Annotated in this window: 24 protein-coding genes; 22 read left to right on the top strand and 2 right to left on the bottom strand. The window is 37.1% G+C overall.

The window, feature by feature from the left end:
• Positions 1–50 precede the first annotated feature (50 nt).
• The 4 genes from PFY10_17025 (at position 51) to PFY10_17010 (ending at position 4,455) form a co-directional block, all read left to right on the top strand.
• On the top strand, positions 51–788 hold the full coding sequence (locus tag PFY10_17025) for a shikimate dehydrogenase (GenBank protein WBV55915.1): 738 nt from the start codon (positions 51–53) through the stop codon (positions 786–788).
• Between the two features lie 75 nt (positions 789–863).
• Entirely contained in the window at positions 864–2,666 is a 1,803-nt protein-coding gene (locus PFY10_17020) for a DUF349 domain-containing protein (protein WBV55914.1), read from the top strand.
• Between the two features lie 60 nt (positions 2,667–2,726).
• Positions 2,727–3,755, top strand: coding sequence for a bifunctional diaminohydroxyphosphoribosylaminopyrimidine deaminase/5-amino-6-(5-phosphoribosylamino)uracil reductase RibD (gene ribD, locus PFY10_17015; GenBank protein WBV55913.1), 1,029 nt, complete (start codon positions 2,727–2,729; stop codon positions 3,753–3,755).
• 97 nt (positions 3,756–3,852) lie between these two features.
• A complete protein-coding gene (locus PFY10_17010) occupies positions 3,853–4,455 on the top strand; it encodes a YigZ family protein (GenBank protein WBV58958.1) in 603 nt (200 codons plus the stop codon).
• On the opposite strand, the gene PFY10_17005 is transcribed toward PFY10_17010, so the two are convergent.
• On the bottom strand, positions 4,452–5,162 hold the full coding sequence (locus PFY10_17005; protein ID WBV55912.1) for a zinc metallopeptidase: 711 nt from the start codon (positions 5,160–5,162) through the stop codon (positions 4,452–4,454). The two genes, PFY10_17010 and PFY10_17005, sit on opposite strands and share 4 nt — an antisense overlap.
• A 107-nt stretch (positions 5,163–5,269) precedes the next feature.
• Here PFY10_17005 and PFY10_17000 point away from each other — a divergent pair, with 107 nt between their 5' ends.
• The 18 genes from PFY10_17000 (at position 5,270) to PFY10_16915 (ending at position 23,602) form a co-directional block, all read left to right on the top strand.
• Complete coding sequence (locus PFY10_17000) at positions 5,270–6,400, top strand: GNAT family N-acetyltransferase (protein WBV55911.1); 1,131 nt, start codon at positions 5,270–5,272, stop codon at positions 6,398–6,400.
• A gap of 184 nt (positions 6,401–6,584) precedes the next feature.
• Positions 6,585–6,761: a hypothetical protein gene (locus tag PFY10_16995; GenBank protein WBV55910.1), complete on the top strand. Its 177-nt coding sequence runs from the start codon at positions 6,585–6,587 to the stop codon at positions 6,759–6,761.
• A 121-nt stretch (positions 6,762–6,882) separates the two neighbouring features.
• Entirely contained in the window at positions 6,883–7,254 is a 372-nt protein-coding gene (locus PFY10_16990; protein ID WBV55909.1) for an NADH-quinone oxidoreductase subunit A, read from the top strand.
• 94 nt (positions 7,255–7,348) lie between these two features.
• A complete protein-coding gene (locus tag PFY10_16985) occupies positions 7,349–7,909 on the top strand; it encodes an NADH-quinone oxidoreductase subunit B (GenBank protein WBV55908.1) in 561 nt (186 codons plus the stop codon).
• A gap of 6 nt (positions 7,910–7,915) precedes the next feature.
• The gene (locus PFY10_16980) at positions 7,916–8,410 is read left to right on the top strand and encodes an NADH-quinone oxidoreductase subunit C (GenBank protein WBV55907.1); all 495 of its coding nucleotides are present in this window, start codon (positions 7,916–7,918) and stop codon (positions 8,408–8,410) included.
• Positions 8,411–8,481: 71 nt separating this feature from the next.
• Positions 8,482–9,705, top strand: coding sequence for an NADH dehydrogenase (quinone) subunit D (nuoD, locus tag PFY10_16975; GenBank protein ID WBV55906.1), 1,224 nt, complete (start codon positions 8,482–8,484; stop codon positions 9,703–9,705).
• 123 nt (positions 9,706–9,828) lie between these two features.
• A complete protein-coding gene (locus PFY10_16970; protein ID WBV55905.1) occupies positions 9,829–10,338 on the top strand; it encodes an NAD(P)H-dependent oxidoreductase subunit E in 510 nt (169 codons plus the stop codon).
• 12 nt (positions 10,339–10,350) lie between these two features.
• A complete protein-coding gene (gene nuoF, locus PFY10_16965; GenBank protein WBV55904.1) occupies positions 10,351–11,709 on the top strand; it encodes an NADH-quinone oxidoreductase subunit NuoF in 1,359 nt (452 codons plus the stop codon).
• Positions 11,710–12,591 (top strand): hypothetical protein, encoded by an 882-nt coding sequence (locus tag PFY10_16960; protein ID WBV55903.1) that lies wholly within the window; start codon positions 11,710–11,712, stop codon positions 12,589–12,591.
• Positions 12,592–12,632: 41 nt separating this feature from the next.
• The gene (locus PFY10_16955; GenBank protein ID WBV55902.1) at positions 12,633–13,631 is read left to right on the top strand and encodes a 2Fe-2S iron-sulfur cluster-binding protein; all 999 of its coding nucleotides are present in this window, start codon (positions 12,633–12,635) and stop codon (positions 13,629–13,631) included.
• A gap of 93 nt (positions 13,632–13,724) precedes the next feature.
• Positions 13,725–14,786 (top strand): NADH-quinone oxidoreductase subunit NuoH, encoded by a 1,062-nt coding sequence (gene nuoH, locus PFY10_16950; protein ID WBV55901.1) that lies wholly within the window; start codon positions 13,725–13,727, stop codon positions 14,784–14,786.
• Positions 14,787–14,924: 138 nt separating this feature from the next.
• Positions 14,925–15,482 carry an NADH-quinone oxidoreductase subunit I gene (locus PFY10_16945; GenBank protein ID WBV55900.1) on the top strand — a complete coding sequence of 186 codons (558 nt, stop codon included), beginning with the start codon at positions 14,925–14,927 and terminating at the stop codon, positions 15,480–15,482.
• On the top strand, positions 15,482–15,979 hold the full coding sequence (locus tag PFY10_16940) for an NADH-quinone oxidoreductase subunit J (protein WBV55899.1): 498 nt from the start codon (positions 15,482–15,484) through the stop codon (positions 15,977–15,979). Before PFY10_16945 ends, PFY10_16940 begins: the two co-directional genes overlap by 1 nt.
• A gap of 4 nt (positions 15,980–15,983) precedes the next feature.
• Positions 15,984–16,313 carry an NADH-quinone oxidoreductase subunit NuoK gene (gene nuoK / locus PFY10_16935; protein WBV55898.1) on the top strand — a complete coding sequence of 110 codons (330 nt, stop codon included), beginning with the start codon at positions 15,984–15,986 and terminating at the stop codon, positions 16,311–16,313.
• A gap of 3 nt (positions 16,314–16,316) precedes the next feature.
• Positions 16,317–18,230, top strand: a complete 1,914-nt coding sequence (gene nuoL, locus PFY10_16930) for an NADH-quinone oxidoreductase subunit L (GenBank protein WBV55897.1) — start codon at positions 16,317–16,319, stop codon at positions 18,228–18,230.
• 2 nt (positions 18,231–18,232) lie between these two features.
• The gene (locus tag PFY10_16925; protein WBV55896.1) at positions 18,233–19,726 is read left to right on the top strand and encodes an NADH-quinone oxidoreductase subunit M; all 1,494 of its coding nucleotides are present in this window, start codon (positions 18,233–18,235) and stop codon (positions 19,724–19,726) included.
• Positions 19,727–19,847: 121 nt separating this feature from the next.
• Positions 19,848–21,227 carry an NADH-quinone oxidoreductase subunit N gene (locus tag PFY10_16920; GenBank protein ID WBV55895.1) on the top strand — a complete coding sequence of 460 codons (1,380 nt, stop codon included), beginning with the start codon at positions 19,848–19,850 and terminating at the stop codon, positions 21,225–21,227.
• 74 nt (positions 21,228–21,301) lie between these two features.
• Positions 21,302–23,602: a GAF domain-containing protein gene (locus PFY10_16915; protein ID WBV55894.1), complete on the top strand. Its 2,301-nt coding sequence runs from the start codon at positions 21,302–21,304 to the stop codon at positions 23,600–23,602.
• Between the two features lie 106 nt (positions 23,603–23,708).
• Here the strand turns inward: PFY10_16915 and PFY10_16910 are convergent, their stop codons facing one another.
• Positions 23,709–24,887, bottom strand: a complete 1,179-nt coding sequence (locus PFY10_16910) for a DUF5706 domain-containing protein (GenBank protein WBV55893.1) — start codon at positions 24,885–24,887, stop codon at positions 23,709–23,711.
• Positions 24,888–24,890 lie beyond the last annotated feature (3 nt).

Below are 24,890 nucleotides of genomic sequence, written 5' to 3'. Positions count from 1 at the left end.
TTTTAATCTATAAAGACCGATTTGTTCGGTCTTTTTTTTATTTTTGATAGATGGATTCCAATAAAAAATTAGGCTTAATAGGAAGAAATATTTCTTATTCTTTTTCCAAAAAATTCTTTGAAGATAAATTCCAAAAACTAATGCTGAAAGGCATCTCCTATAGTATTTTTGATCTTCAGGAAATCGAAGAGGTTGAAAACCTGTTTTCAACACCTGGGCTCCTGGGCTTTAATGTGACCATCCCGTATAAAGAAAAGATCATCAATTATCTGGACAACTTGAGTGAAGAAGCTGAAAAAATAGGCGCTGTAAATTGTGTTTTAATTGAAGATGGAAAGAAAACAGGTTATAACACGGATGCTTTCGGATTTGAAAAAACCCTGCTTCTCCATAAAAAACCACACCATACTTCAGCATTGATTTTAGGTGATGGCGGAGCCGCCAAAGCGGTACAATATGTATTGGATAAAAATGGCATTTCTTCACAGACCGTTTCCAGAAAGTCTATATTAAATTTTGATAATCTGGATACAGAAACAGTAAACAACCACAAGCTGATCATCCAGACTACTCCCGTAGGTACATTTCCGAATGTTGAGGATTGCTTAAAATTCCCATTTGAGGGACTTTCCCGCGAACATTTGATCATCGATCTTATATACAATCCCAATTACACGAAGTTCATTATTAATGCTTCGGAAAAAGGAGCAAAGACTGTAAATGGCTATTATATGCTTGAACAGCAAGCAGAAAAAGCTTGGGAAATTTGGAATTTTCAAAAAAAATAACATAAATTAGTGCATTAATTGGCTTTTTAGCTACGTGCGACAGATAATAAACGCCATTCACATAAAAGATTTGCTATGACAACAGAAAATAACCTTTCTGAAAACGAAGAAAGTAAAAATTCTATCGAAGGATCAAATGAAGAAACTTCAGAAAACACTGTACCTCAGGAAGAAAACCAGCATGATGATGCTGAACATCTGGAAGAGGAAGCAGATACTGATATTTCTTTGGCTGATGCATTGAAGGAAATGGAAAAAATCATCAACGCTCCTAATGCGGGCGAGGATGTAAAAAAATTCAACCAGTTAAAAGAAAAAGCAAGTCATTACATCCATGATGAAGTGGAGGACAAAAAGCACGAATATGTAGAAGCCGGGAATGCTCCTGAAAATTTCAGCTATGAGCACCCTTCTCAATCCAAGCTTTCGGCTTTGGTTAACATCTTCAGAGAAAAGCATGACAATTTCCAGAAAGGACTGGAGGAAGAACAAAAAAAGAATCTGGAACACCGTCAGGGAATCATTGAAAGGCTTAAAAATCTTTACACCAATTCCGAACCCAATACCAATTTATTCAAATCGATCCGCGAGATCAAGGAAGACTGGTCTAACGCGGGACAGGTAGCAAAATCTGAATTTAAAATCCTTAACAATAATTATTTCCACCATCTGAATCAATTTTATCAAATGCTGGATTTAAATAAAGAATTTCTGGAGCAGGAATATGGTCATAATCTTGAAAAAAGACAGCATATTATTGCCCGTGCTAAAGAACTGGAAAATGAGCCTGTTATTCAAAAAGCGCTGAATGAGCTGCAATATCTTCATAAGCTTTGGAAAGAAGAGGCAGAACCTGTAGCAGAAGAATTCCGTGAAAAAACATGGGAAGAGTTCAAAGAAATTTCGAATAAGATACACGAAAGAAAATCTGAACTTTCCGCAGCCATAGAAACTGAACAGAATGATAATCTTGAAAAGAAGAACAAGATTATCGAAGAGATAAAGAAATTATCCGAACCTGCGGAAACTCCTAACCACAATTACTGGCAAAATGCCATCAGAAGAGTTGAGGATCTCCGTTCAGAGTTTTTGAAAACGGGAAGTGTTCCAAGAAAGTTATCCAACCAAAACTGGAATGATTTCAAAACCACTCTAAGGAATTTCAATACGACAAAGAACAATTATTATAAATCTTTGAAGGGTTCTCAGCAAACCAACCTGGAGGAAAAATTAAAACTGATCCAGACTGCCAAGGACAATATGAATAATGAAGAATGGGATATTGCCGTTCCATTATTTAAAAAACTTCAGGAAGACTGGAAAAAAATCGGCCATGTTCCAAAAAGCATGACCAACAAGATCTGGGATGAGTTCCGTGATGCCTGCAATACTTTCTTTAATAATTACAGAGAAAAAAGCAATGCATCTACAGATAACTGGAAGGAGAACTACAAACAGAAAAAAGAGCTTCTTGAAGAGCTGAAAACGATCTCTAACGATGAAGGAAGTATTGAAAAAATAGAGACGATAAAAACAGCATGGAATAATGTAGGAAAAGTTCCTAGAGATAAGATCTCTATCAACTCCGAATTCAACAAAACTTTAAGAGAAAAATTAAAGCTGAATAAGATCAATGAACTGGAGTTGAAAGAAGACGGTCTTTCTGAAAATCAATTAACCGATAAGGCAAGAAAAATGAAGAGCCAGATCTCTGACCTGGAATCAGAAATCGTTAAATTAGAGAACAACCTTTCATTCTTCAATAAACCTTCAAGGGACAATCCTCTTTTAGCAGATACGTTCAACACGATTGATGAGAAGAAAGCTCATCTAGAAACTTTAAAACAGAATCTTCACAACATTATTGTCGGAGAATAACAGATAAAAAAATAACACCCAAGGCGAAGCAAAGAAATTTGTCTTCGCCTTTTTTATATTATGCAGGACGAATTATACATAAAAAGATGTATCGAGCTCGCTCAAAAAGCTTTGGGCAGAACATATCCTAATCCTCTTGTAGGAAGTGTGATTGTACATAGCGGCGAAATTATTGGAGAAGGCTATCATCACAAAGCCGGAGAACCTCATGCAGAGATCAATGCAATCAATTCCGTAATCAATAAGGATCTGATTCCTGAATCTACCATTTACGTATCCCTTGAGCCCTGTGCTCATTACGGGAAAACTCCACCATGCGCATTAAAGATCAAAGAACTGGGATTCAAAAAAGTGGTGATCGGGGCGATGGACTCTCATGACAAAGTGAACGGGAAAGGCAAAAAGATCATTCAGGATGCCGGAATAGAAGTCATTTCAGGCATACTTGAAAAAGAGTCTGTTGAGCTGAACAAAAGATTCTCTACATACCATGAAAAGAAAAGACCTTATATCATTTTAAAATGGGCTGAGTCAAAAGACGGATTTTTGGATAAAGATTTTAAACCGACTTCAATTTCAAATTCGCTGGTCAATCAGTTTGTCCATCAACTACGAGCTGATGAACATGCCATTTTAGTAGGTACACAAACCGCACTTAACGATAATCCCGGCCTTACCGTAAGAAATGTTGAAGGAGTAAATCCTGTAAGAATTTTAATAGATCTCAACCTGAAAGTCCCTGATAATTTTAAGATTTTCAACAAAGAAGCCAAAACGTTGGTTCTTAATTCTGTCAAAGAAGGAAACGAAGAAAATATCCACTGGATCAAAATCAGAAAGGATGATTTCATTTCCGACCTGATGGACATCCTGTATCAGGAGCAGATCCAATCCGTTATAATAGAAGGAGGGCGTTTTACCCTTCAGCAATTCATTGACGCTAACCTTTGGGACGAAGCTATCGTTATCAAAAATGAAAATCTCATCCTTAAAAAGGGAACACAAGCCCCTGAATTCCATTCAGAACCTTTTAAAACCGAAACCGTGAGAGATAATACGATGGCTTTTCATACTTCCCGTATGGTGTAACCGTTTTAAACTGAACCCGTAGTTAAATTATAAAAGTCTATTGGGGTTTCAAACTAAAGCATTTTATACTTTTGTACTTTTAAAGCCGGCCATAATGATGCACGAATACAAAACCATTGATAAACCCATCGAAAACACTTTAATCAAGGAAAAGGGAAGCAAATTCATCGGATTTGCTTATCCCGTTGCGAACGAAAATGAACTTAAGGACGCGCTTGAAAAAGTAAGAAACGAGCATCCTAAAGCGACACACCATTGCTACGCTTTCAGAATGGGCCTTCATGGTGAAAATTACCGAGCAAATGATGACGGAGAGCCTTCGGGAAGTGCCGGGTTACCAATCTACAATCAACTATTAGCCCATGAAATTACCAATGTTCTCGTGATTGTAGTCCGCTATTATGGAGGAACTAAACTGGGCGTATCAGGTCTTGTGAAAGCATATAAAGAGTCTGCAAAGTTAACCCTTGAAGAAGCCAATATTATTACACGGGAACTGGAAACAGAAGTTGAAATCCGATTTAATTTTAATCAGCAAAATACCATTTTCACCCTGTTGTCAAAATTCGATGCAAAAGTCCTGAATTTTGATGCGAATGAAAACTGCATCCTTACCGCCTCTTTAAAAACGGCACAAAAAGAAAACATCTCAGATAAATTATCCGAGATGCAATATGTATCCTTTACATTTAAAGATTAATTTCTTCGGCCTCCCATCAGGATCGACAACCAGTAAAGAAGTTGTACCAGTGATCCGATAGCTGCAACTACATAGGTTCTGGCAGCCCATTTTAAGCTGTCCTGTACTCCTACATATTCTTCAGGAGTTACGGTTCCTGTATCTTTAAGCCATTTCATCGCCCTGTTACTTGCATCGTATTCTACAGGAAGGGTGATAAAAGCAAATAAAGTAGTCACGGCAAACAATGCTACGCCAATAGCCAGGACGGTTGTATTCCCATTAGGATTCTCAATTGTTCTGCTGGCAGCCATAATGGCAATACCTGCAAAAATGACAAACTGCATTAAATTAGAACTGATATTCACAATAGGAACTAATTTTGAACGCATCTGAAGCATGGAATACCCTACTGCATGCTGTACTGCATGGCCGCATTCATGAGCAGCCACTGCGGCTGCCGCTGCATTCCTCTGCATATACACCCCTTCCGAAAGGTTGACCGTTTTATCTGCTGGATTATAGTGATCTGTTAATTGTCCGGGAACCGAAATTACCTGAACATCATTAATTCCGTTATCTCTTAACATTTTTTCAGCCACTTCTTTTCCTGAAAGGCCATTTCGAAGGTGTACATTGGAATAATACTCAAATTTGGATTTCAACTTTGATGAAACATACCAACTCACCAACATTGTAATCCCAATAATTACATAATAACCAATCATTTTAATAAAATTTTATAGATATTTTTTAACCTGTAAGATGTAAAAACTGTGCCAAAGTATTACATTTTATTTATTTATATTTGCCTTTTAATTACCCCAGAAAAACCATGTCTAAAGTTTCAATTCTAGAAGTAAAAAACCAGAACGAATTAAAACAGTTTGTGATGTTCCCCATGGATTTGTATAAAAACAATCCTTACTATGTACCCTCATTTATCAAAGATGAAATGAAGATCTGGGACGCCAAAGAAAATCCAGCACTGAATTACTCGGAATCAAAACAGTACCTTGCCTATAAAGACAAAAAAGTAGTGGGACGTATTGCCGTGATGATCAATCACAAGGAGGAAAAGGAACTGGGCATAAAAAAAGTTCGTTTTGGGTGGATCGATTTTATCGATGACAAAGAGGTTTCTGAAGCATTGATTCAAAAAGCAATTGACTACGCAAAAGAGCATCATATAGACATGATCGAAGGTCCTATGGGATTTACCAACCTGGATAAAGCAGGAATGCTGACCATGGGGTTTGACAAACTGGCAACCATGATCGGAATTTACAATCATGATTACTATCCTAAACATCTTGAAAGCCTTGGCCTCACCAAGGAAAAGGAATGGGTGGAATTTGAAATGGAATTCCCTAAAGTCCTTCCTGAAAAAGTAGAAAAATTCAGTGGATTGATCGCTCAAAAATATAAACTGAAAGTCCTGAACTTCAAATCTAAAGAGGAAATTCTTCCGTATGTGGAACCTATGTTTAAGCTTTTGGATGAAACCTATAAGCACCTCTCCACGTATACTCCTATTTCCGACGAACAGATCAAAACATACAGAGAAAAATATTTCCCGTTTATCGATAAAAACTACGTGATCTGCGTTGTTGATGAAAATGATCAGCTGATTTCTTTTGCAATCACGATGCCCTCTTATTCGAAAGCGTTACAGAAATCAAAGGGTAAACTATTCCCGTTCGGGTGGTGGCATTTTTTACAGGCCGGTAAAAAGAATGACCGCGCTAATTTCTATCTTATCGGTATTCATCCGGAATACCAGAGAAGAGGAGTTACGGCTATTATTTTTAAGGAAATTTTCGTTCGTTTTACCAGTATGGGAATCAAATTTGCAGAAACCAATCCGGAACTGGAAGAAAACAAAAGTGTGCAACTGCTTTGGCAGGATTACAATCCGGTTAATCATAAAAGAAGGAGAACCTATTCACTGAAGATCAATAGCTGATAAGGTACGAGGTTTGTATTGCTGGATTTTCAATTCCGGTTATAAACATAACATAAGTTTCAATTTGATAATTTAAACCAATGATTTTCAATCCTGAACATCGACACATACATCCATAAATCGAATTTCACATCCTGTATCTCGTCGCTCACAATTAATTACTCAAACGTATAAATCCTCTCCTATGAAACCACATCTCATCGTCTTCGCTATTTTAATTGCCGGGTTTATTATTTACAACTTTTTTTTCCAAAACGGAGACGATAAAACAAACACGGTAATCAATATTATTTACGCCAGTATCCTTTTCGGTTATATTTCATTTATGGCTTACTCTTTACTCAAAAAAATGCAGAAATAACCGTTATTTTTATTAATTCTAAATTACCGGTTTTTCCCATTTTAACTCCACATTTAAGGTTATTAATTTCATGCTTTCTTGTTTATTCGCTAAATTTGCAAATTGAGATAATAATGCAAAAATGAATTTACCTGAAAGTTATATTCCGATCCTTATCCAAGCTGCCGTTGCCATTGGTTTTGTAGCTGTTTCATTGCTTGGAGCGCATTTCTTAGGACCTCGTCAGAAGAAAGGAAATTCTGTGAAAAATCAAAGTTGGGAGTGCGGTGTTCCTGTTGAAGGAAATGCCAGAACCCCTTTTTCGATCAAATATTTCCTTACAGCTGTCTTGTTCGTTCTATTCGATATCGAAATCGTATTTTTTTATCCATATGCCGTTAACTTCAGAGAATTCGGATTCGAAGGATTCCTTGCAGTCCTTACCTTCGTGGCTATTTTCTTCGTAGGTTTTATCTATGTATGGAAACGTGGCGCGCTAGATTGGGATAAATAAATTTTAACATTAAAAAGATTTAATTATTTGATGGATTTAAAGCTTTATCATGCTTTTAAACTTCTAAATTTTTAATCTTTAAATATTTAATAAAATGTCAGATAAAAAACCAGTAATAAGAACAGATGCACCTGCTCCCGAAGGATTTGAAGGAGAAGGATTTTTCGCAACGAAACTGAGCAGTGTAATCGGAATGGCAAGAAAGTTTTCTCTTTGGCCGTTACCATTTGCTACCTCTTGTTGTGGTATCGAGTTTATGGCGACTCTTAACCCAACATATGATGCTTCAAGATTTGGAATGGAAAGAAACTCTTTCTCTCCAAGACAGGCAGACATGTTGATGGTTTGTGGAACTATATCCAAGAAATTAGGCCCGGTCCTAAAAGAAGTGTACACTCAGATGGCTGAGCCGAAATGGGTGGTTGCTGTAGGAGCATGTGCTTCCAGCGGTGGTATTTTTGACACCTACTCTGTTTTACAGGGAATCGATAAGATTATTCCGGTTGACGTATACGTTCCGGGATGCCCGCCAAGACCGGAGCAGATCATTGAAGGAGTAATGCAGGTTCAGGCTCTTGCAGAAAGCGAAAGCATCAGAAGAAGAGATATGCCTGAATATCAGAATTTATTAGACTCTTACAACATAAGCAACTAAACGGAAATGACGAACGAATTTGTATTAGAAGCAATCACCAGGGAGTTTCCTGAAACTGTAATTTCCAGTTCAGAGCCTTATGGAATGCTTACCGTTGAAGTGAAGAAAGATGACATCAAAAAAGTGATTCATTACCTTAAGGATTCGTCTTTAGAAATTAATTTCCTTACAGATATTTGTGGAATTCATTATCCTGAATTTCCGGAGAAAGAAATCGGCGTAGTCTACCATTTACATAATATGATGACGAATTTCAGAATCCGTCTTAAAGTATTTATGTCCAGAGAGAATATTGAGGTAGACTCTCTTACAGATCTATATGCCGGAGCGAACTGGATGGAAAGGGAAACCTATGATTTCTTTGGAATCAAATTCAAGGGACATCCGGATCTGCGACCTATTTTAAATATGGAAGATCTTGGTTACCACCCGATGCTGAAGGAATATCGTCTTGAGGATGGTACAAGAACCGACAAGAACGATAGCATGTTCGGAAGATAAAATAAAAATATAATGATTGCTGATGATTGATTAATGATCAATTATCGCTTATCAATTATCAATTATATATTATGAAAGATAACTCATTATCTAATATACTTAACCAATACGAAAGTAAGGAGCAGATTGACGGTCAGTTGTACACCCTCAATTTAGGTCCGACTCACCCTGCTACTCACGGGATCTTCCAGAACGTTTTAACGATGGATGGGGAAAGAATTCTTCATGCTGAGCAAACCGTAGGTTACATCCATCGGGCATTTGAAAAAATTTCTGAAAGAAGAAATTATACCCAGATTACGACCCTTACCGACCGTATGAATTATTGTTCTGCTCCAATTAACAATCTGGGCTGGCATATGACGGTTGAGAAACTGATAGGAATTGAAGTTCCAAAACGTGTGGATTATATCCGGGTAATTCTTATGGAATTAGCAAGGATCGGGGATCACCTGATCTGTAACGGAGTAACTGGTATGGACTCTGGAGCAATTACCGGACTTACTTATATGTTCATCGAAAGAGAACGTATTTATGATATTTACGAACAGATCTGCGGTGCGAGAATGACAACCAATATGGGAAGAATCGGAGGTTTCGAAAGAGATCTTACACCGAAATGTCATGAACTGATCAAAGATTTCTTAAAAACTTTCCCTAAGAAGTTTGCTGAATTCTGCCAGCTTTTGGAAAGAAACAGAATATTCATGGACAGAACCATTGGTGCGGGAGCAATTTCAGCTGAAAGAGCTTTAAGCTATGGTTTTACAGGTCCTAATTTACGTGCTGCAGGTGTAGATTATGATGTTCGGGTAGCACAACCTTATTCTTCTTACCAGGACTTTGATTTTATCATTCCTGTAGGAACAGCTGGTGATACCTACGACCGTTTCATGGTTCGTCAACAGGAGATCTGGGAATCTATTAAAATTATCGAGCAGGCATATAACAATCTTCCGGAAGGGGATTTCCATGCTGATGTTCCTGATTTCTATCTTCCTGAAAAAGCTGACGTTTATAACAAAATGGAAGCCTTGATCTATCACTTCAAAATTGTAATGGGAGAAACCGAAATTCCGAAAGGAGAAGTATACCATGCTGTAGAGGGAGGAAACGGAGAATTAGGATTCTACTTAGTGAGTGACGGAGGAAGAAGTCCTTACAGACTACACTTCAGAAGACCATGTTTCATCTACTACCAGGCGTATCCGGAAATGATTACAGGCTCTGTAATTTCTGATGCCATTGTAACCATGTGTAGTATGAATATTATTGCGGGAGAATTAGACGCATAATAAGAAGTTAGAATAAAGATGAAAGAAAAAAGACTTTCATCAACCCAATAAAAACGAATTTAGAATATCGAACTTAAGAATCTTTTTTCTTTGTTCTTTACTCTTTAATCTAAGAGATAAAAAATGAGCGAAACAATAGCTTTTAAACCGGAAAGTTTAGAACAAGTACATAAAATTATCGCAAGATATCCTGAAGGAAGACAGAAGTCTGCCCTTCTTCCTGTTCTGCATTTAGCACAAAAAGAATTTGGAGGATGGCTGGATGTTCCGGTAATGGATTACGTTGCTGAATTATTGAGTATTACGCCAATTGAAGTATATGAAGTAGCTACTTTTTATACCATGTTCAATATGAAACCGGTTGGTAAATATGTTTTGGAAGTTTGCCGAACGGGACCTTGTATGGTTTGCGGAAGCGAAAAGATCCTGAATCACATCAGGACTAAACTGAACATTAAGGATGGTGAAACGACTGAAGATGGTATGTTCACTCTAAAACCTGCTGAATGTCTTGGTGCATGCGGATATGCACCGATGATGCAGTTGGGGAAATTCTTTCATGAAAATTTAACGATAGAAAAAGTAGATGAAATCCTTGATCTTTGCAGAGAGGGGCAAATCGCTTTGGATTAATTAAAATATACGATGAGTAAAAAACTTTTACTTAAAGATGCACATATAGAAGGTATTCGCTATTTCGAAACATACCGCAAACAGGGAGGTTACGAAGCTGCTGAAAAAGCCTTGAAGATGACACCCGATGAAATTTTGGAAGAAGTAAAAACTTCAGGACTTCGTGGTCGTGGTGGTGCAGGATTCCCTACGGGGATGAAATGGAGCTTTCTGGCAAAGCCTGAAGGAGTTCCAAGACACCTTGTAGTGAATGCAGATGAGTCTGAACCGGGAACTTTTAAAGACAGATATCTGATGGAATTTATTCCTCATTTATTGATTGAGGGAATGCTTATCTCCTCGTTCTGTTTAGGCTCAAATGTTTCTTATATCTACATCCGTGGAGAGTATTCATGGATCCCGGATATTTTGGAAGAAGCTATTGAAGAGGCTAAAGCAGCAGGATTTTTAGGTAAAAACATTTTGGGAACAGGTTTCGATCTTGAAATCTATGTTCAGAGAGGTGGTGGAGCTTATATCTGTGGTGAAGAAACAGCATTGCTTGAATCGCTGGAAGGAAAAAGAGGTAACCCGAGATTGAAACCACCATTCCCGGCTGTAAAAGGACTTTGGGAAAGACCTACGGTTGTTAACAACGTGGAATCAATTGCAGCTGTGGTACCGATCATTAATATTACCGGTGCTGAATTTGCAAAAATCGGAGTGGGAAGATCTACAGGTACGAAATTAATTTCTGCATGTGGAAATATCAATAAACCGGGAGTTTATGAAATTGATATGACGATCACTGTGGAAGAATTCATTTATTCTGATGAATATTGTGGAGGTATTCCAAACGGAAAAAGGTTAAAAGCCTGTATTCCTGGTGGTAGTTCGGTTCCTATTGTTCCAGCCAACCTATTGTTGAGAACAGTAAACGGAGAACCAAGATATATGAACTATGAATCCTTAGCAGATGGAGGATTTGCTACCGGAACCATGATGGGTTCAGGAGGTTTCATTGTTTTAGATGAAGATCAGTGCATCGTGGAACATACCATGACTTTAGCAAGATTCTATAATCACGAAAGTTGTGGACAATGTACACCTTGTCGTGAAGGGACAGGATGGATGTATAAGATATTGAAAAAGATTGAAAACGGACAAGGAAAGATGGAAGACATCGATTTGCTTTGGGATATCCAGAGAAAAATCGAAGGAAATACCATTTGTCCTTTAGGTGATGCCGCAGCCTGGCCGGTTGCAGCAGCAATACGCCATTTCAGAGATGAATTTGAATGGCATATCAAAAATCCAGAGTTATGTTTAACTCAAAATTATGGTCTGGCTAATTATGCTGATCCTATTCCGGCTGTTGAAAAAAATGTATAAATGAAGAAGTTGTTTGTGATCGGCGTAATGATGTCGAGTTTTGTTTTCGGACAAAAAGAAAAAGATACTTTAAGTGTGGAAAGAAATCTGGAAACATTTACAGGTGCAACTCCAAAAAAACAAAAACCAGACCCTCTATCCAAAAAAGGTCAGATGTTTGTTTTCTTTGGCTGGAACAGAGCTGCTTTCAGTAATTCTGATATCAATTTTTCAGGAAATGGTTATAATTTCCAGCTGAATAATGTATCCGCTCATGACAGACCTACAAAATTTGGAATTGTATATTTTGATCCTACGTGGTTTACAGTGGTTCAGTACAACTTCAGAGCTGGTTATTTCATAAAAGATAATTTAGCGCTTGTTCTTGGGATTGATCATATGAAGTATGTGATGGATCAGAACCAAACCGTTAATTTTAAGGGACATATTTCAGATCCTACATATGCAGGCATGGTTCAAAACGGGCAGGTAAACCTGGCAGATGAGAAGTTCCTTACTTTCGAACATACAGACGGACTTAACTATGAAAACTTAGGTCTTGAAAGATACCAGAGCCTTATCAATAAGAAAAATATTGACCTGGTATGGTCTTATGGAGCAGGAATTGGGGTAATGTTTCCCAAAAGTAACGTAAGACTTTTTGGGAATGAAAGGAGTGACCGTTTTCACGTTGCCGGTATGGGAACTGATGTAAGAACCAGCTTAAACCTTGTGTTCTGGAATCACTGGATGGCAAGACTGGAAGGAAAATTTGGATATATCAATATGTGGGATATTAAAACCACGTTGAATAATAAACCAGATAAAGCACGACAAGATTTCGTTTTTGGACAAGTCCTTGCCGGAATTGGATATACATTTAATACGAAAAAATATAATTAATAAAGCCTATTGCTTATTGCAGAAAGCTTAAAGCGTATAATATGAGCGAAGAAGTTAAAAAATTCAAAATAACGATAGACGGACAGACTACTGAAGTGTTGCCTGGGACTTCCATCCTGGAAGCAGCAAGACAAATCGGTGGAAAATCTGTACCTCCGGCAATGTGCTACTACAGCAAGTTGGAAACCAGTGGAGGAAGATGCAGAACTTGTTTAGTAGAAGTTTCTAAGGGATCTGAAGCGGACCCTCGTCCCATGCCAAAACTGGTGGCAAGCTGCAGAACCAATGTAATGGACGGAATGGAAGTGAAAAATCTTACTTCTGATAAAGCTCAAGAAGGTAGAAAAGCCGTTACTGAATTTTTATTGGTTAACCACCCGCTGGACTGCCCTATTTGTGATCAGGCTGGAGAATGTCATCTTCAGGATCTTGGATATGAACATGGTGTGGAAAATACCAGAACGGAGTTTGAAAGAAACACCTACGAAGCGGATGACCTGGGACCACATATCAAGCTGAATATGAACCGTTGTATTCTTTGTGCAAGATGTGTTCTTACAGCGAATCAACTTACTGAAACCAGAGAGCATGGTATTCTTTTCAGAGGAGATCACGCAGAAATCTCGACTTATTTAAATAAAGCTTTGGATAATGATTTCATTGGGAACGTTATCGACGTTTGTCCGGTAGGAGCTCTTACAGACAGAACCGCACGTTTTGCAAGCAGAGTTTGGTTTACCAACCCGATGAATGCTTCATGTAAATGTGACAAGTGTTCAGGAAAAGCAGTTGTATGGTTGAAAGGAGATGAAGTGGTAAGGGTTACAGCCAGAAAAGACCAGTGGGGAGAAGTTGAAGAATTTATCTGTGATACATGTCGTTTTGAAAGAAAAGAATTGAAAGACTGGAATATTGAAGGTCCAAGACATATCGACAGACATTCTGTGATTTCACTCAACCATTATGAAAAACCTAAGGATGAGCTAAGAGTTTTAGACAATCCTATGGCTAAAGAAATCAGTGAAAAAGACGAAAAATAACTTTAATAAGATTTCAGATATCAGACTACAGACATCAGATTAAAGATCTGAAATCTAGCATCTGACATCTCATATCTAACATCTATAATAAAAATGGATTTAATTACATTTAAATTGATACTTGTACTAGCACTTTTCTTGCTTTCGCTAACGATAGCGGCCTACTCTACCTGGGCAGAAAGAAAGGTTGCTTCTATCATGCAGGACAGAATCGGGCCTAACAGAGCCGGACCTTTCGGATTGCTGCAGCCTCTTGCTGATGGTGGAAAGTTTTTCTTTAAAGAAGACTTTACTCCTGCCAATGCAGAAAAATTCCTTTTCGTATTGGGACCTGCTTTGGTGATGTTTATTTCATTAATTACAGGAGCTGTTATTCCTTGGGGGAAAAGTTTAAATATCGGAGGAATGTCTTACGACCTTCAGGTGGCTAACATTGATGTCGGCGTACTTTTCATTATCGGAATGGCTTCCATTGGGGTTTATGGGATCATGATCGGAGGTTGGGCATCTAATAATAAATATTCATTATTGGGTGCTATCCGTGCTTCTTCTCAGATGATCTCTTATGAATTGGCAATGGGATTGGCGCTGCTTTCTATCATCATGATGACAGGAAGTTTAGATTTAAAAGTAATTACTGAAGCTCAAACAACAGGAAAACTGTGGGGACTTATCCACATTGACGGGATGAACTGGAATATTTTCTATCAACCGTTGGCTTTCCTTATTTTTATTGTTGCTGCACTAGCAGAAACGAACAGACACCCTTTCGATTTACCGGAGTGTGAATCCGAACTTGTGACAGGATATTCTACGGAATATTCCTCCATGAAATTAGGTTTATACATGTTCGGAGAATATGTAAATATGTTTATCTCCAACGCATTTATGGTTGTTCTTTTCTTTGGTGGTTATAACTATCCGGGAATTGAGTGGGTAACACAAAACTGGGGAGAAAATATTGCAGGAATATTAAGTATCGGAGCGTTTTTAGTTAAAACTATTATCGGAATTCTGATCTTTATGTGGATCAGATGGACACTACCGAGATTCAGATATGACCAGCTGATGCACTTAGGATGGAAAACTTTGATTCCATTGGCTGTTTTGAACCTGATTGTTACCGGAGCTTTGATTTTAGCATTCGGACATTAAAAAATTGAACATTTGAAATGAGCTGATTTGAAAGTGAAATCAAATTTTATCTTTACTTAAGCAGCTCTATTCAGACATAAAATATTAAAAATTAAGATAAAAGACAGAATTAGTCTACCATCTATAATCTATAATTAAATGAAACTTACTAACAGATCAAAAGTTGTTTCTAATAAAGAAATGACCCTTGCTGAGAAAATCTACTTACCGGCGATTTTCAAAGGTATGGGGATTACATTCAAGCATGCTGTAAGAACCGTTGTAAAAGGAGCTCCTGCAGTATACTCGTATCCAGAAGTACAGAAACCAAGAGCAGATATCTGGAGAGGTCAGCACGTTCTGAAAAGAGACGAGGAAGGCAGAGAAAGATGTACCGCTTGCGGACTTTGTGCGGTGGCATGTCCTGCAGAAGCAATTACCATGACTGCTGCTGAAAGAACTAAGGAAGAAAAACATCTTTACAGAGAAGAAAAATATGCATCAGTATATGAAATCAATATGCTGAGATGTATTTTCTGCGGAATGTGTGAAGAAGCATGTCCAAAATCAGCAATTTATTTAACCGATAGATTGGTAGATGTGGAAACCAACAGAGGTTCTTTTATCTATGGAAAAGATAAATTAGTTGAAAAGATAAACGAAAGGATTGACATCACGACAAGACAATCCGAGAAACAAAAAAATGCGGTAAAATAATGGATCAGTTTTTATTTTTCTTGGTGGCTTTTTTAGCAGTGGCAGGTGCAGTATACTTTGTATTTGCAAAAAATCCTTTGTATGCTATCTTATCATTAATTGTTACAATGTTTTCCATTGCAGGGATGTACATTCTTTTGAATGCGCAGTTCCTTGCTATTATTCAGATCATCGTATATGCAGGAGCGATTATGGTATTGTTCCTTTACATCCTGATGATGCTTAATCTTAATAAAGAAGACGAAAGTAAGAAGAACAATACTTTAAAATTTATTGGAGTCTTTACAGCCGGTCTATTATTGATTGGTATTTTAGGAGTATTCAGAGGAGTTCAGGACAACCATATTGTAGTGGAAAATGTAGACAGAGGTGTGGGTCTTACTAAAAATCTGGGTAAACTTTTGTTTAATGAATATGTTTTACCGTTTGAGCTTGCTTCCATCCTTATTTTGGCAGGTATTGTAGGTGCGGTATTAATCGGTAAAAAAGATTTATAAAATTATGGGAGAAGTAAATACATTTATACAAAGCGTCCCTTTAAATTATTTCATTATTCTTTCATCAGTATTGTTCTGTTTGGGAGTATTGGGAGTGTTATTGAGAAAAAACGCTATTGTAATTTTGGGTTGTGTAGAGCTTATGCTCAATTCTGCAAATCTTTTATTAGCTGCTTTTTCGGCGTATAAAGGAAACAGCGATGGACAACTTTTAGTTTTCTTCATTATGGTGGTTGCTGCTGCTGAAGTAGCAGTAGGTTTGGCAATTATTGCTATGCTATATAGAAATACCCGTTCTGTAGATGTTAGTATATTTAATAAATTAAGAGGATAAAGAATGGAAAATTTAGTGTATGCAATAGTACTTTTACCACTTTTAGGCTTTCTTATTAACGGTTTATTCGGGAAAAATCTTCCAAAAATAGTAGTAGGGGGATTGGCAACTGCAGCGGTTTTCGGATCTTTCTGTATCGCGGTAAGTATTTTCATGAATTTCAATTCTGAAAGCCAGCCGGTTATCGTAAAAGCTTTTGAATGGTTCAGAGTAAATGGAGTTCAGATTAACTTTGGTTTCCAGATCGATCAGTTATCTTTAATGATGATCATGATCATTACAGGTATCGGATCATTGATCCACTTATACTCTATCGGATATATGAGCCATGATAAAGGTTTCTATAAGTTCTTTACTTATCTGAATCTTTTCATCTTCTCTATGTTACTTTTAGTAATGGGAAGCAATTACCTGATCCTGTTTATCGGATGGGAAGGTGTAGGTTTGTGTTCATATCTATTGATCGGATTCTGGTTCACAAATGAAGAATATGGTAAAGCAGCAAGAAAAGCGTTTATCATGAACAGAATTGGGGACCTTGGTTTATTGATCGGTATTTTCATGATCGCTTCTCAGACCAATGCTATTGATTATCTTTCAGTATCTCAAAACGCTTCAAAATTTGAATTGGACGGAACTGTAATTATCTTTATTACGGCGAGTTTATTTATCGGTGCTACCGGTAAATCGGCACAGGTTCCTTTATATACATGGTTACCGGACGCAATGGCCGGACCAACTCCTGTTTCTGCATTAATTCACGCAGCAACAATGGTTACTGCGGGGATCTACCTGGTAGTAAGATCTAATTTCTTATTTACTTTGGCTCCAACTGTTCAGGGCGGAATTCTGTTGATCGGATTCTTAACTGCAGCTTTAGCAGGTTTCTATGCACTTCGTCAGAACGACATCAAAAAAGTATTGGCCTATTCTACTGTATCGCAGCTTGGATTTATGTTCATTGCTTTGGGATTAGGAGCTTATACTACAGCGATGTTCCATGTAATGACACACGCCTTCTTCAAAGCATTGTTATTCTTAGGAGCAGGATCTGTGATCCACGCTATGAGTAATGAGCAGGACATGCGTTTTATGGGCGGACTTAAGAAAGTAATTCCTGTTACGCACGCTACTTTCCTTATCGGAACACTGGCAATCTCTGGTTTCCCTTTACTTTCAGGGATGATTTCCAAAGATGAAATTCTGGTAGCGGCATTTGCAAAAAATCCAATCTACTGGGTAATGTTATTCATTCTGGCAGCTATTACGGCAACGTATATGTTCAGACTGTATTACCTTACATTCCACGGAGAGTTCAGAGGAACTGAGGAACAGAAACACCACTTGCATGAAAGCCCGATGAACATGACGTTACCGTTGATCGTATTGGCTATTCTTTCTGTTATCGGAGGTTTTATTAACCTTCCTCACTTTATCGGCCACGGTCATTATGCAAAATTAATGGAATGGCTGAAGCCGGTTCTTACTGAAGAAAGTTTCAAACAAATGGAAGCTACGCTTTCAGGAGTTGATTTTAATACTGAAATGATATTATTAGCAGCCACTGTTGTAATGTTCTTCGCGGTATGGTTCATCGTTAAAAACACGTATGTGAATAAGCAAAAGAGAGCCCTTCCGGAAGAAAGCTATACAGGCTGGGAAAAGCTGTCTGCTAAAAAATTATATATTGACGAACTTTACAATGCATTAATTGTAAAAACTGTTGAAGGATTAGGACGTGGAGGTAAAATGTTTGATAAGGGTGTTCTAGATCGTTTTGTAGACTTCGTAGGTGAAGGAGCTGAGGACAGCGGTAAATCTATGAAACGTATTCAAAACGGAAATGTTGAGACATACATTCTTATCATGTCTTTAGCTGTGGGAATTATACTGATTGTTAACTTTATATTACAATAATAATGTCTTGTTTATTATTAACATTATTGCTTTTACCTCTAGTAGGGTCGGGACTTGTTTTTGCCTGGAAAAATAAATCCAGCAAATATTTGGCACTAGGAATTGCATTGGTACAAATGCTTCTTACATTTTATATACTTTCGGATTTCGATTTTACTCCGACCGTAGATAGTGTATTGCAGCATGAGATCAATTATCCATGGTCACAATTTATTAAAAGCTCGCTTCATTTCGGTATTGACGGGATGAGTATGCTGCTTTTATTGCTGACCAATATCCTTTCGCCAATCATTATTTTATCTTCATTTAATGAGAACATCAATTACAGAAACTCATTCTATGGTCTTATCCTGTTGATGCAGTTTGGACTTGTAGGAGTTTTCACATCTCTGGATGGATTATTGTTCTACATTTTCTGGGAGGTAACACTGATTCCAATCTGGTTCATTGCCGGACTTTGGGGCCAGGAAAATAAAAGATTTGAATTCACCACGAAGTTCTTTGTATATACATTCGTAGGATCTTTATTCATGCTTGCCGGATTGATTTATGTGTATAATCACTCTGCATCATTTGCCTTAACAGATCTATACAATGCATCACTTAATGAAACTCAGCAGACGGTTGTATTTTGGTTTATATTCTTTGCATTTGCTGTGAAATTACCGATCTTCCCGTTCCACACATGGCAGCCTGATACCTATACCTACTCACCTACCCAGGGATCGATGTTATTATCAGGGATCATGCTTAAAATGGCTGTGTATGGTGTTATCCGTTATTTATTACCGATCACTCCTATTCCTATTATGGGAATTTCAGGGCAGATCGTTATTATCCTTGCGATAGTAGGAATCCTTCATGGAGCATTGATCGCAATTATCCAGGATGATATGAAGAGGATCATTGCCTATTCATCTTTCTCTCACGTTGGATTGATGGTAGCAGGTATTTTTGCATCTGCTGTTGTTACACTAAGAGGAACATTTACTACTGAAGGTGCTGAAGGTGCTTTGGTACAAACTTTTGCTCACGGTATTAATGTCGTAGGTTTATTCTATTGTGCAGACATTTTATATAAAAGATTTAAATCAAGAGACATCAGACAAATGGGTGGTTTAGCGAAAGTAGCTCCTAAATTTGCCGTATTGTTTTTACTGATCCTTTTAGGTTCAATGGGCGTTCCGTTGACTAATGGTTTTATCGGGGAATTCATTTTGATTAAATCAATCTTTGACTTTAATGTATTAGCTGCTATTATTGCAGGTTTAACTGTGATTCTTTCTGCTGTTTATCTATTGAGATTCTACGGAAAGGCAATGTTCGGAAAAGGAGATGAAGCCGTATTGAGTACAGCGAAAGATCTTTCAGGAGTGGAGTTTTCTGTTCTGGCCAGTTTAGCGGTTTTTGTGATCTTACTTGGTATTTTCCCTCAACCGGTAATCGAAATGGTGAGTAGTTCGCTGAAGTTTATCTATGCATCTTTGATTAATTAAAAGATTGAAAGATTCAAAAATTTAAAGATTAATTTAATAATTTAAAAAATTAAGAGAGTATGAAATTGAGAAGTCAGTGTTTTTATCTTGAATCTCGAATCTCGAATCTCAAATCTATATTATGAGTGTTTTAATTATTGTTTTCCTAACTGCAGTTGCTGCGTTATTTTCAGGCGTTTTTGAACAAGGAAAATTCGCAAGGTACATTGGGATTTTGGGGTTAATCATTGCATTATATGTTAGCTTCCTGCCTGAATGTTCATTTTTCGAACATTACAGACATATGTATGAATATGGCTCTAATACTGCCTTATTTACAAAAATCTCAATTGTAACTACTTTACTATTGTTCTTTCTGGGTGGTTTCGCATTCAGTAATCACAGAAGCCATCAGTCCGAATTGTATGCATTGATGCTATTCGCTTTGTGCGGAGGTATTACTCTTTTCGGATATCAGAATCTGGTAACCCTGTTCTTAGGTATTGAAATCCTTTCCATCCCATTGTATGTGATGGCCGGAGCTAATAAAACTGATTTAAGATCAAACGAAGCCTCTATAAAATACTTCCTGATGGGAGCGTTTGCCACCGGATTCCTTTTATTCGGTATTACGTTCATCTATGGAAGTACAGGAACTTTTGATATCTATAAAATCCATGATTTCGGAGCTGCTCACCCAAAAGATGTAATGTTCATCTTAGGGGTGATCCTGATGCTTTGTGCATTGGCATTTAAAGTAGCATTAGCACCGTTCCATATGTGGAGTCCTGATGTATATTATGGTTCTCCATCATTGATCACAGCTTTCATGGCAAGTGTTGTAAAAATTTCAGGATTTTTCGCATTCTTCAGATTAATGAATATAAGTTTTGCAGGAGTAACCCACGAATGGATTAATATACTTGGAGTATTCATTATCATAACCTTGCTTCTGGCCAATGTTATGGGTCTTGCACAGACCAATGCGAAGAGAATGCTGGCTTATTCTTCTGTTTCTCATGCAGGATATATCGGATTGGTATTCTTTGGAATGACGAATCTTTCTACTTATAATCTGGCTTTCTATCTTTTTGCTTACTCATTATCTACTGTAGGAGTATTTATGTGTCTGATATGGGTAGAAAAATTGAAAAGAGAAACTTCTTTTGGAGCATTTAAAGGATTGGCAAAATCAGAGCCTCTTTTGGCTACCGTAGCTGCAATCTCCATGCTTTCAATGGCTGGGGTTCCTTTAACAGCCGGTTTTATGGGTAAATTTGCATTATTTTCCCAGGCAATGAACGGAGCTGCCTTTTTAGTGCTGGTTGCCGTTTTAGGTTCTGCAGTTTCAATTGCTTATTACCTGAGATTAATCATAGCCATGTTTTTCTTTAAAGAAACAACATTCAAAACTTCAGAAAAAGTAACAATTACGTACAATATTGTAGCGGTGGTAATTATAGCTTCTATCATCATTTTAGGAGTATTCCCTGACCTGTTCGCAAAACAATTTGGACTGTAATCAAAATCATAAAAATATAAAAGCACAACATAAAGTTGTGCTTTTTTTATAACTTTACTTTATAATTTTCAGCATTGTTACATCTTTACAAAAAAGACGCCCCTTTTCAAGTATCCATTTCATTCAAAAAATATTTGGATGTTCTTGAGCATATCCGGTACAATGACCGATTAGAATACCGGGTGAATTATGCGGAATCCCTTATCGAGAAAACAAAAAAAATCAAGGAACTCAAAGACGGTTTCCAGGATGTTTCGTTATTAGAAAAACACGAGGACCTCATCAGGCTTTTATTGGCTGACTTGTTTCCAACGGGTTTAACCAATAATGAGATAAAAGCCGCCAGTATTCCTCTTTCAAAAACGACATTCAATTATACCGAACGATTCAAGAATATTTTAAAAGATGCCGGTAAGGATTTTGAAATTGAGCTTAGGAATATCAGTGATGATGAGTTCTATGTATTCTGCTGCTGTCTTATCCTCCAAAGTTATTTCAAGAGAGATGTGAAAAGTACAATGCCATTGTATTATGATATTCCCAATAAGCAGGGAATCATGAAGCATTATAAAATCACAGTAAATTCAGATTTCACAGATATTTATCCTACGGAAAAGGCTAAAATACCGGCGGATGATGTTATCGACATGCTTCTTGAAAACCTGGATGATTACAAGCTGTGGAAAAAACACTTTCCATCGAAATCATGGGTCTTAAAAGGTTTTACCATTGTTTCTCTGGTCGACTGTACATCTGAAGTTGCACTTTCCGATCTTAAATCAAGTATGATCCAGATTAATCCTGAAAACCTTACTCCGGATAACAATTTGATCGAGATATTTAAGTCTTATTTTGATGTCGCGGAATTGAACTTCGGGCTGATGCTTTTCAACAAAAAAGACCAGAGGCTGGAAAAGGTTCCGATTTACGAAAATCTTTTTACGAATCATATCCTTGATTTCTGGATCAATACCTTTGATGAAGAAACCCGGAAAAGCACCTTTGAAAATTTAAATAATAACTCCAGGGCTATTGTCATATCCAATGTCAATAATATGGAGCAGGAAATAAAAGATCAGCCTTCCTTTAGTATCTTAAAGGAAAACAACATCAACAGTTTCATGGTAATTCCAATCATGAAAGATGGGGAATTACTCGCCATTATGGAGTTTACCTCTCCTATTCCCAATAGTCTGAATGGCTTAAAATTGAAAAAGCTAGAGTTTTTCAGTGATATGATTCTTTTTTCGCTGAACAGATTCAGTTTTGAAAAGAATTATCAGATTGAGGCAATCATTCAACGGGAATACACGTCCATCCACAACAGTGTGGTCTGGAAGTTCAGAAATGAGGCAGAAAAGTATTTTAATGCTTCGTTAGCCAAGAAGATCTATACCTTAAAGCAGATTTCTTTTAAAAATCTTACGCCGCTGTTTGGGTTCTCTGATATCCGTTCTTCCTCCGAAAAACGATTCAATCTTATGTTGGAAGATCTTAACAGGCAGATTGATTGTCTTCATGATATTTTCACTCTGGTCAATTCAGATTCCGAGAAATATTTACTGGCTTTGGAGATTTTTGAAAATGAACTGAATAATGAGATCAAGGCCGATACGGAACAGCGCTTCCAAAGGTTATTAAGGGATGAAATTCATCCGTATCTTCAAGCAAAATTAGAGGTAAGGTCCACTAAGGAGGTAAAAACAATGATTTCAGAGTATTTTTCCCAGGTCTTCACTCAAACCGATCTGTTTTACAATAGCAGAAAAAGCCTTGATGATTCGATTACTCTGATCAACAGGAAACTTGCCGATATACTTGATGAGAATCAGATCAAAGCGCAAGCCATATTTCCCCATTACTACGAAAGGTTTAAATCAGATGGTGTAGAGCATAATTTATTCATCGGACCAAGTATCACTCCGGATCTTCATTACACATCCAAGGTGGTTCACCAGTTAAGATACTGGCAGCTGAAAACGATCTGTAAAATGGAACAGGAAATTAAAACCTTTAAGGAAGAGCTTCCCATTCCGTTGGATATCGCTTCACTTATTTTCGTTTATAATGAAAAAATAGATATCCGCTTCCGTATGGATGAAAAGCGTTTCGATGTAGATGGTGCTTATAATTCGTATTATGAAATTATCAAAAAAAGAATAGATAAGGCCCACATAAAAAATTCAACCGAAAGAATTACCTGTCCTGGAAAAATAACTATTGTTTACTTTGGAATGGAAAACCAGAAAGAATACCTGCAATACATCAGTAAGCTTCAGAAAAAAGAAATCCTTCAGTCTGATGTTGAGTTTTTAAAGGTTGAAGACCTCCAGGGGATAACAGGATTATTAGCCCTGAGGGTTTCGATTGCTTAAAGATTTTCTCCACAAAAAAACATCAGGCTTCCCTTTAGTTCACTTGTAAAATATAGTGGGAATAATCCAATTTCCCTATAGAATTATCCTATCATCCTGAACACGATTAAAGTGTAAGGAATGCATAGGCAAAAGAAAGTACGGAAATTATAATTCCTGCCATGAAAATCTGATACGTAATCGATAAAAGTTTATATTTTCTATCCAGTACCTTTCCCAGGTAATACAGGTCTTTTACCATCGAATCATAGATATAATCCCTGTCCTTGATCAGATCCTTCATTGCATTATGGTAATCATCAAAGATCATCTGATGAAAGTTTCCAAAAAACAGGAGGTTTACTTTTCTATTGCTAACATCTGTGTTCGTAAATTTCGTTTTTGTCACATTCGGCTTTGTGGATAAGATGGCAAAAATAATGGTCATCACACTTGAAATAAGCAACAGAAAACTAGGTACAATCAGGTGGGCGTTTTTAGGTGCATCCAGCTTTGGTACCAGAACTGAAAGACAAACCGAGATAATAATCGCATTTACAGAAAGTAATATGTTGGCCTTGCTGTCTGCAATATCACTAAGGCGGGTATGGTTATTTAAAGTAACCCTGAACAGAGTATCCACACTTCTGTCGGATTTCGGTTCTTTAGGTTCTTTTTTATTGTCTTTAGCATCGGAATTTTCCTTCTTCTCCTCTTCCTTTTCCAACTTCTTCTCAATCTTCTTAATATTCTTTTTCTTTAAAGGCTCCCAATTTTCTTTGGCATAATCGGTATAATATTTATGCTTGTTTTTCAGAAGCTCAAGGTTTCCGGCATTCCATTCATCATTAGAAAAGCATCTTACATTGGTAAGCTCCCACTCTTTCCTTAAAGAATCTGAAATATCATTATAATCATGGCTTGCAAAATGACTGCAATCGGCATCTTTTGCTATTTTCTCCAGTAAATTCTGTGGTTCATAGTTGATCTTTGTCGCCAAAATCAATTTAGAAACGTCTTCGATATAATTTTCAGGATAATTTTCATTGATGAGAAAATTTTTCATAATCTCTACTCCCTTCTCTTCATGATCCTGAGCACATTCAACATATCCTGCATCATGAAACCACAGAGCTAATATCACTTTCTCCTGGTCTTCTTTGGAGACAGGAGTATTTTTCATTATTTCTTCGGCCTTGTTAACCGTATATGTGGTATGAATAAAATTATGATAGAAATATACAGAAGATAACTTATCTTTGAATAAGTTTTCAACATAATTTTTAGCTTTTTGTAAAATATCCATTAC

Source organism: Chryseobacterium daecheongense, from assembly GCA_027920525.1.
Taxonomy (GTDB): Bacteria; Bacteroidota; Bacteroidia; order Flavobacteriales; family Weeksellaceae; genus Chryseobacterium; species Chryseobacterium proteolyticum.
The sequence above is the reverse complement of the archived record's forward strand: the minus strand, read 5'-3'. Positions and strand labels throughout refer to the sequence as shown.

Bases quoted from the DNA above. Each gene is read 5' to 3' on its own strand.
- PFY10_16985 (WBV55908.1), top strand. From the start codon at position 7,349: ATGTCAGATAAAAAACCAGTAATAAGAACAGATGCACCTGCTCCCGAA.
- PFY10_17020 (WBV55914.1), top strand. From the start codon at position 864: ATGACAACAGAAAATAACCTTTCTGAAAACGAAGAAAGTAAAAATTCT.
- PFY10_16980 (WBV55907.1), top strand. From the start codon at position 7,916: ATGACGAACGAATTTGTATTAGAAGCAATCACCAGGGAGTTTCCTGAA.
- PFY10_16995 (WBV55910.1), top strand. From the start codon at position 6,585: ATGAAACCACATCTCATCGTCTTCGCTATTTTAATTGCCGGGTTTATT.
- nuoL (WBV55897.1), top strand. From the start codon at position 16,317: ATGGAAAATTTAGTGTATGCAATAGTACTTTTACCACTTTTAGGCTTT.
- PFY10_16990 (WBV55909.1), top strand. From the start codon at position 6,883: ATGAATTTACCTGAAAGTTATATTCCGATCCTTATCCAAGCTGCCGTT.
- PFY10_17005 (WBV55912.1), bottom strand. From the start codon at position 5,162: ATGATTGGTTATTATGTAATTATTGGGATTACAATGTTGGTGAGTTGG.
- PFY10_16925 (WBV55896.1), top strand. From the start codon at position 18,233: ATGTCTTGTTTATTATTAACATTATTGCTTTTACCTCTAGTAGGGTCG.
- nuoK (WBV55898.1), top strand. From the start codon at position 15,984: ATGGGAGAAGTAAATACATTTATACAAAGCGTCCCTTTAAATTATTTC.
- PFY10_16970 (WBV55905.1), top strand. From the start codon at position 9,829: ATGAGCGAAACAATAGCTTTTAAACCGGAAAGTTTAGAACAAGTACAT.
- PFY10_16910 (WBV55893.1), bottom strand. From the start codon at position 24,887: ATGGATATTTTACAAAAAGCTAAAAATTATGTTGAAAACTTATTCAAA.
- ribD (WBV55913.1), top strand. From the start codon at position 2,727: ATGCAGGACGAATTATACATAAAAAGATGTATCGAGCTCGCTCAAAAA.
- PFY10_17000 (WBV55911.1), top strand. From the start codon at position 5,270: ATGTCTAAAGTTTCAATTCTAGAAGTAAAAAACCAGAACGAATTAAAA.
- nuoF (WBV55904.1), top strand. From the start codon at position 10,351: ATGAGTAAAAAACTTTTACTTAAAGATGCACATATAGAAGGTATTCGC.
- PFY10_16960 (WBV55903.1), top strand. From the start codon at position 11,710: ATGAAGAAGTTGTTTGTGATCGGCGTAATGATGTCGAGTTTTGTTTTC.
- PFY10_16945 (WBV55900.1), top strand. From the start codon at position 14,925: ATGAAACTTACTAACAGATCAAAAGTTGTTTCTAATAAAGAAATGACC.
- nuoH (WBV55901.1), top strand. From the start codon at position 13,725: ATGGATTTAATTACATTTAAATTGATACTTGTACTAGCACTTTTCTTG.
- PFY10_17010 (WBV58958.1), top strand. From the start codon at position 3,853: ATGCACGAATACAAAACCATTGATAAACCCATCGAAAACACTTTAATC.
- nuoD (WBV55906.1), top strand. From the start codon at position 8,482: ATGAAAGATAACTCATTATCTAATATACTTAACCAATACGAAAGTAAG.
- PFY10_16920 (WBV55895.1), top strand. From the start codon at position 19,848: ATGAGTGTTTTAATTATTGTTTTCCTAACTGCAGTTGCTGCGTTATTT.
- PFY10_17025 (WBV55915.1), top strand. From the start codon at position 51: ATGGATTCCAATAAAAAATTAGGCTTAATAGGAAGAAATATTTCTTAT.
- PFY10_16955 (WBV55902.1), top strand. From the start codon at position 12,633: ATGAGCGAAGAAGTTAAAAAATTCAAAATAACGATAGACGGACAGACT.
- PFY10_16940 (WBV55899.1), top strand. From the start codon at position 15,482: ATGGATCAGTTTTTATTTTTCTTGGTGGCTTTTTTAGCAGTGGCAGGT.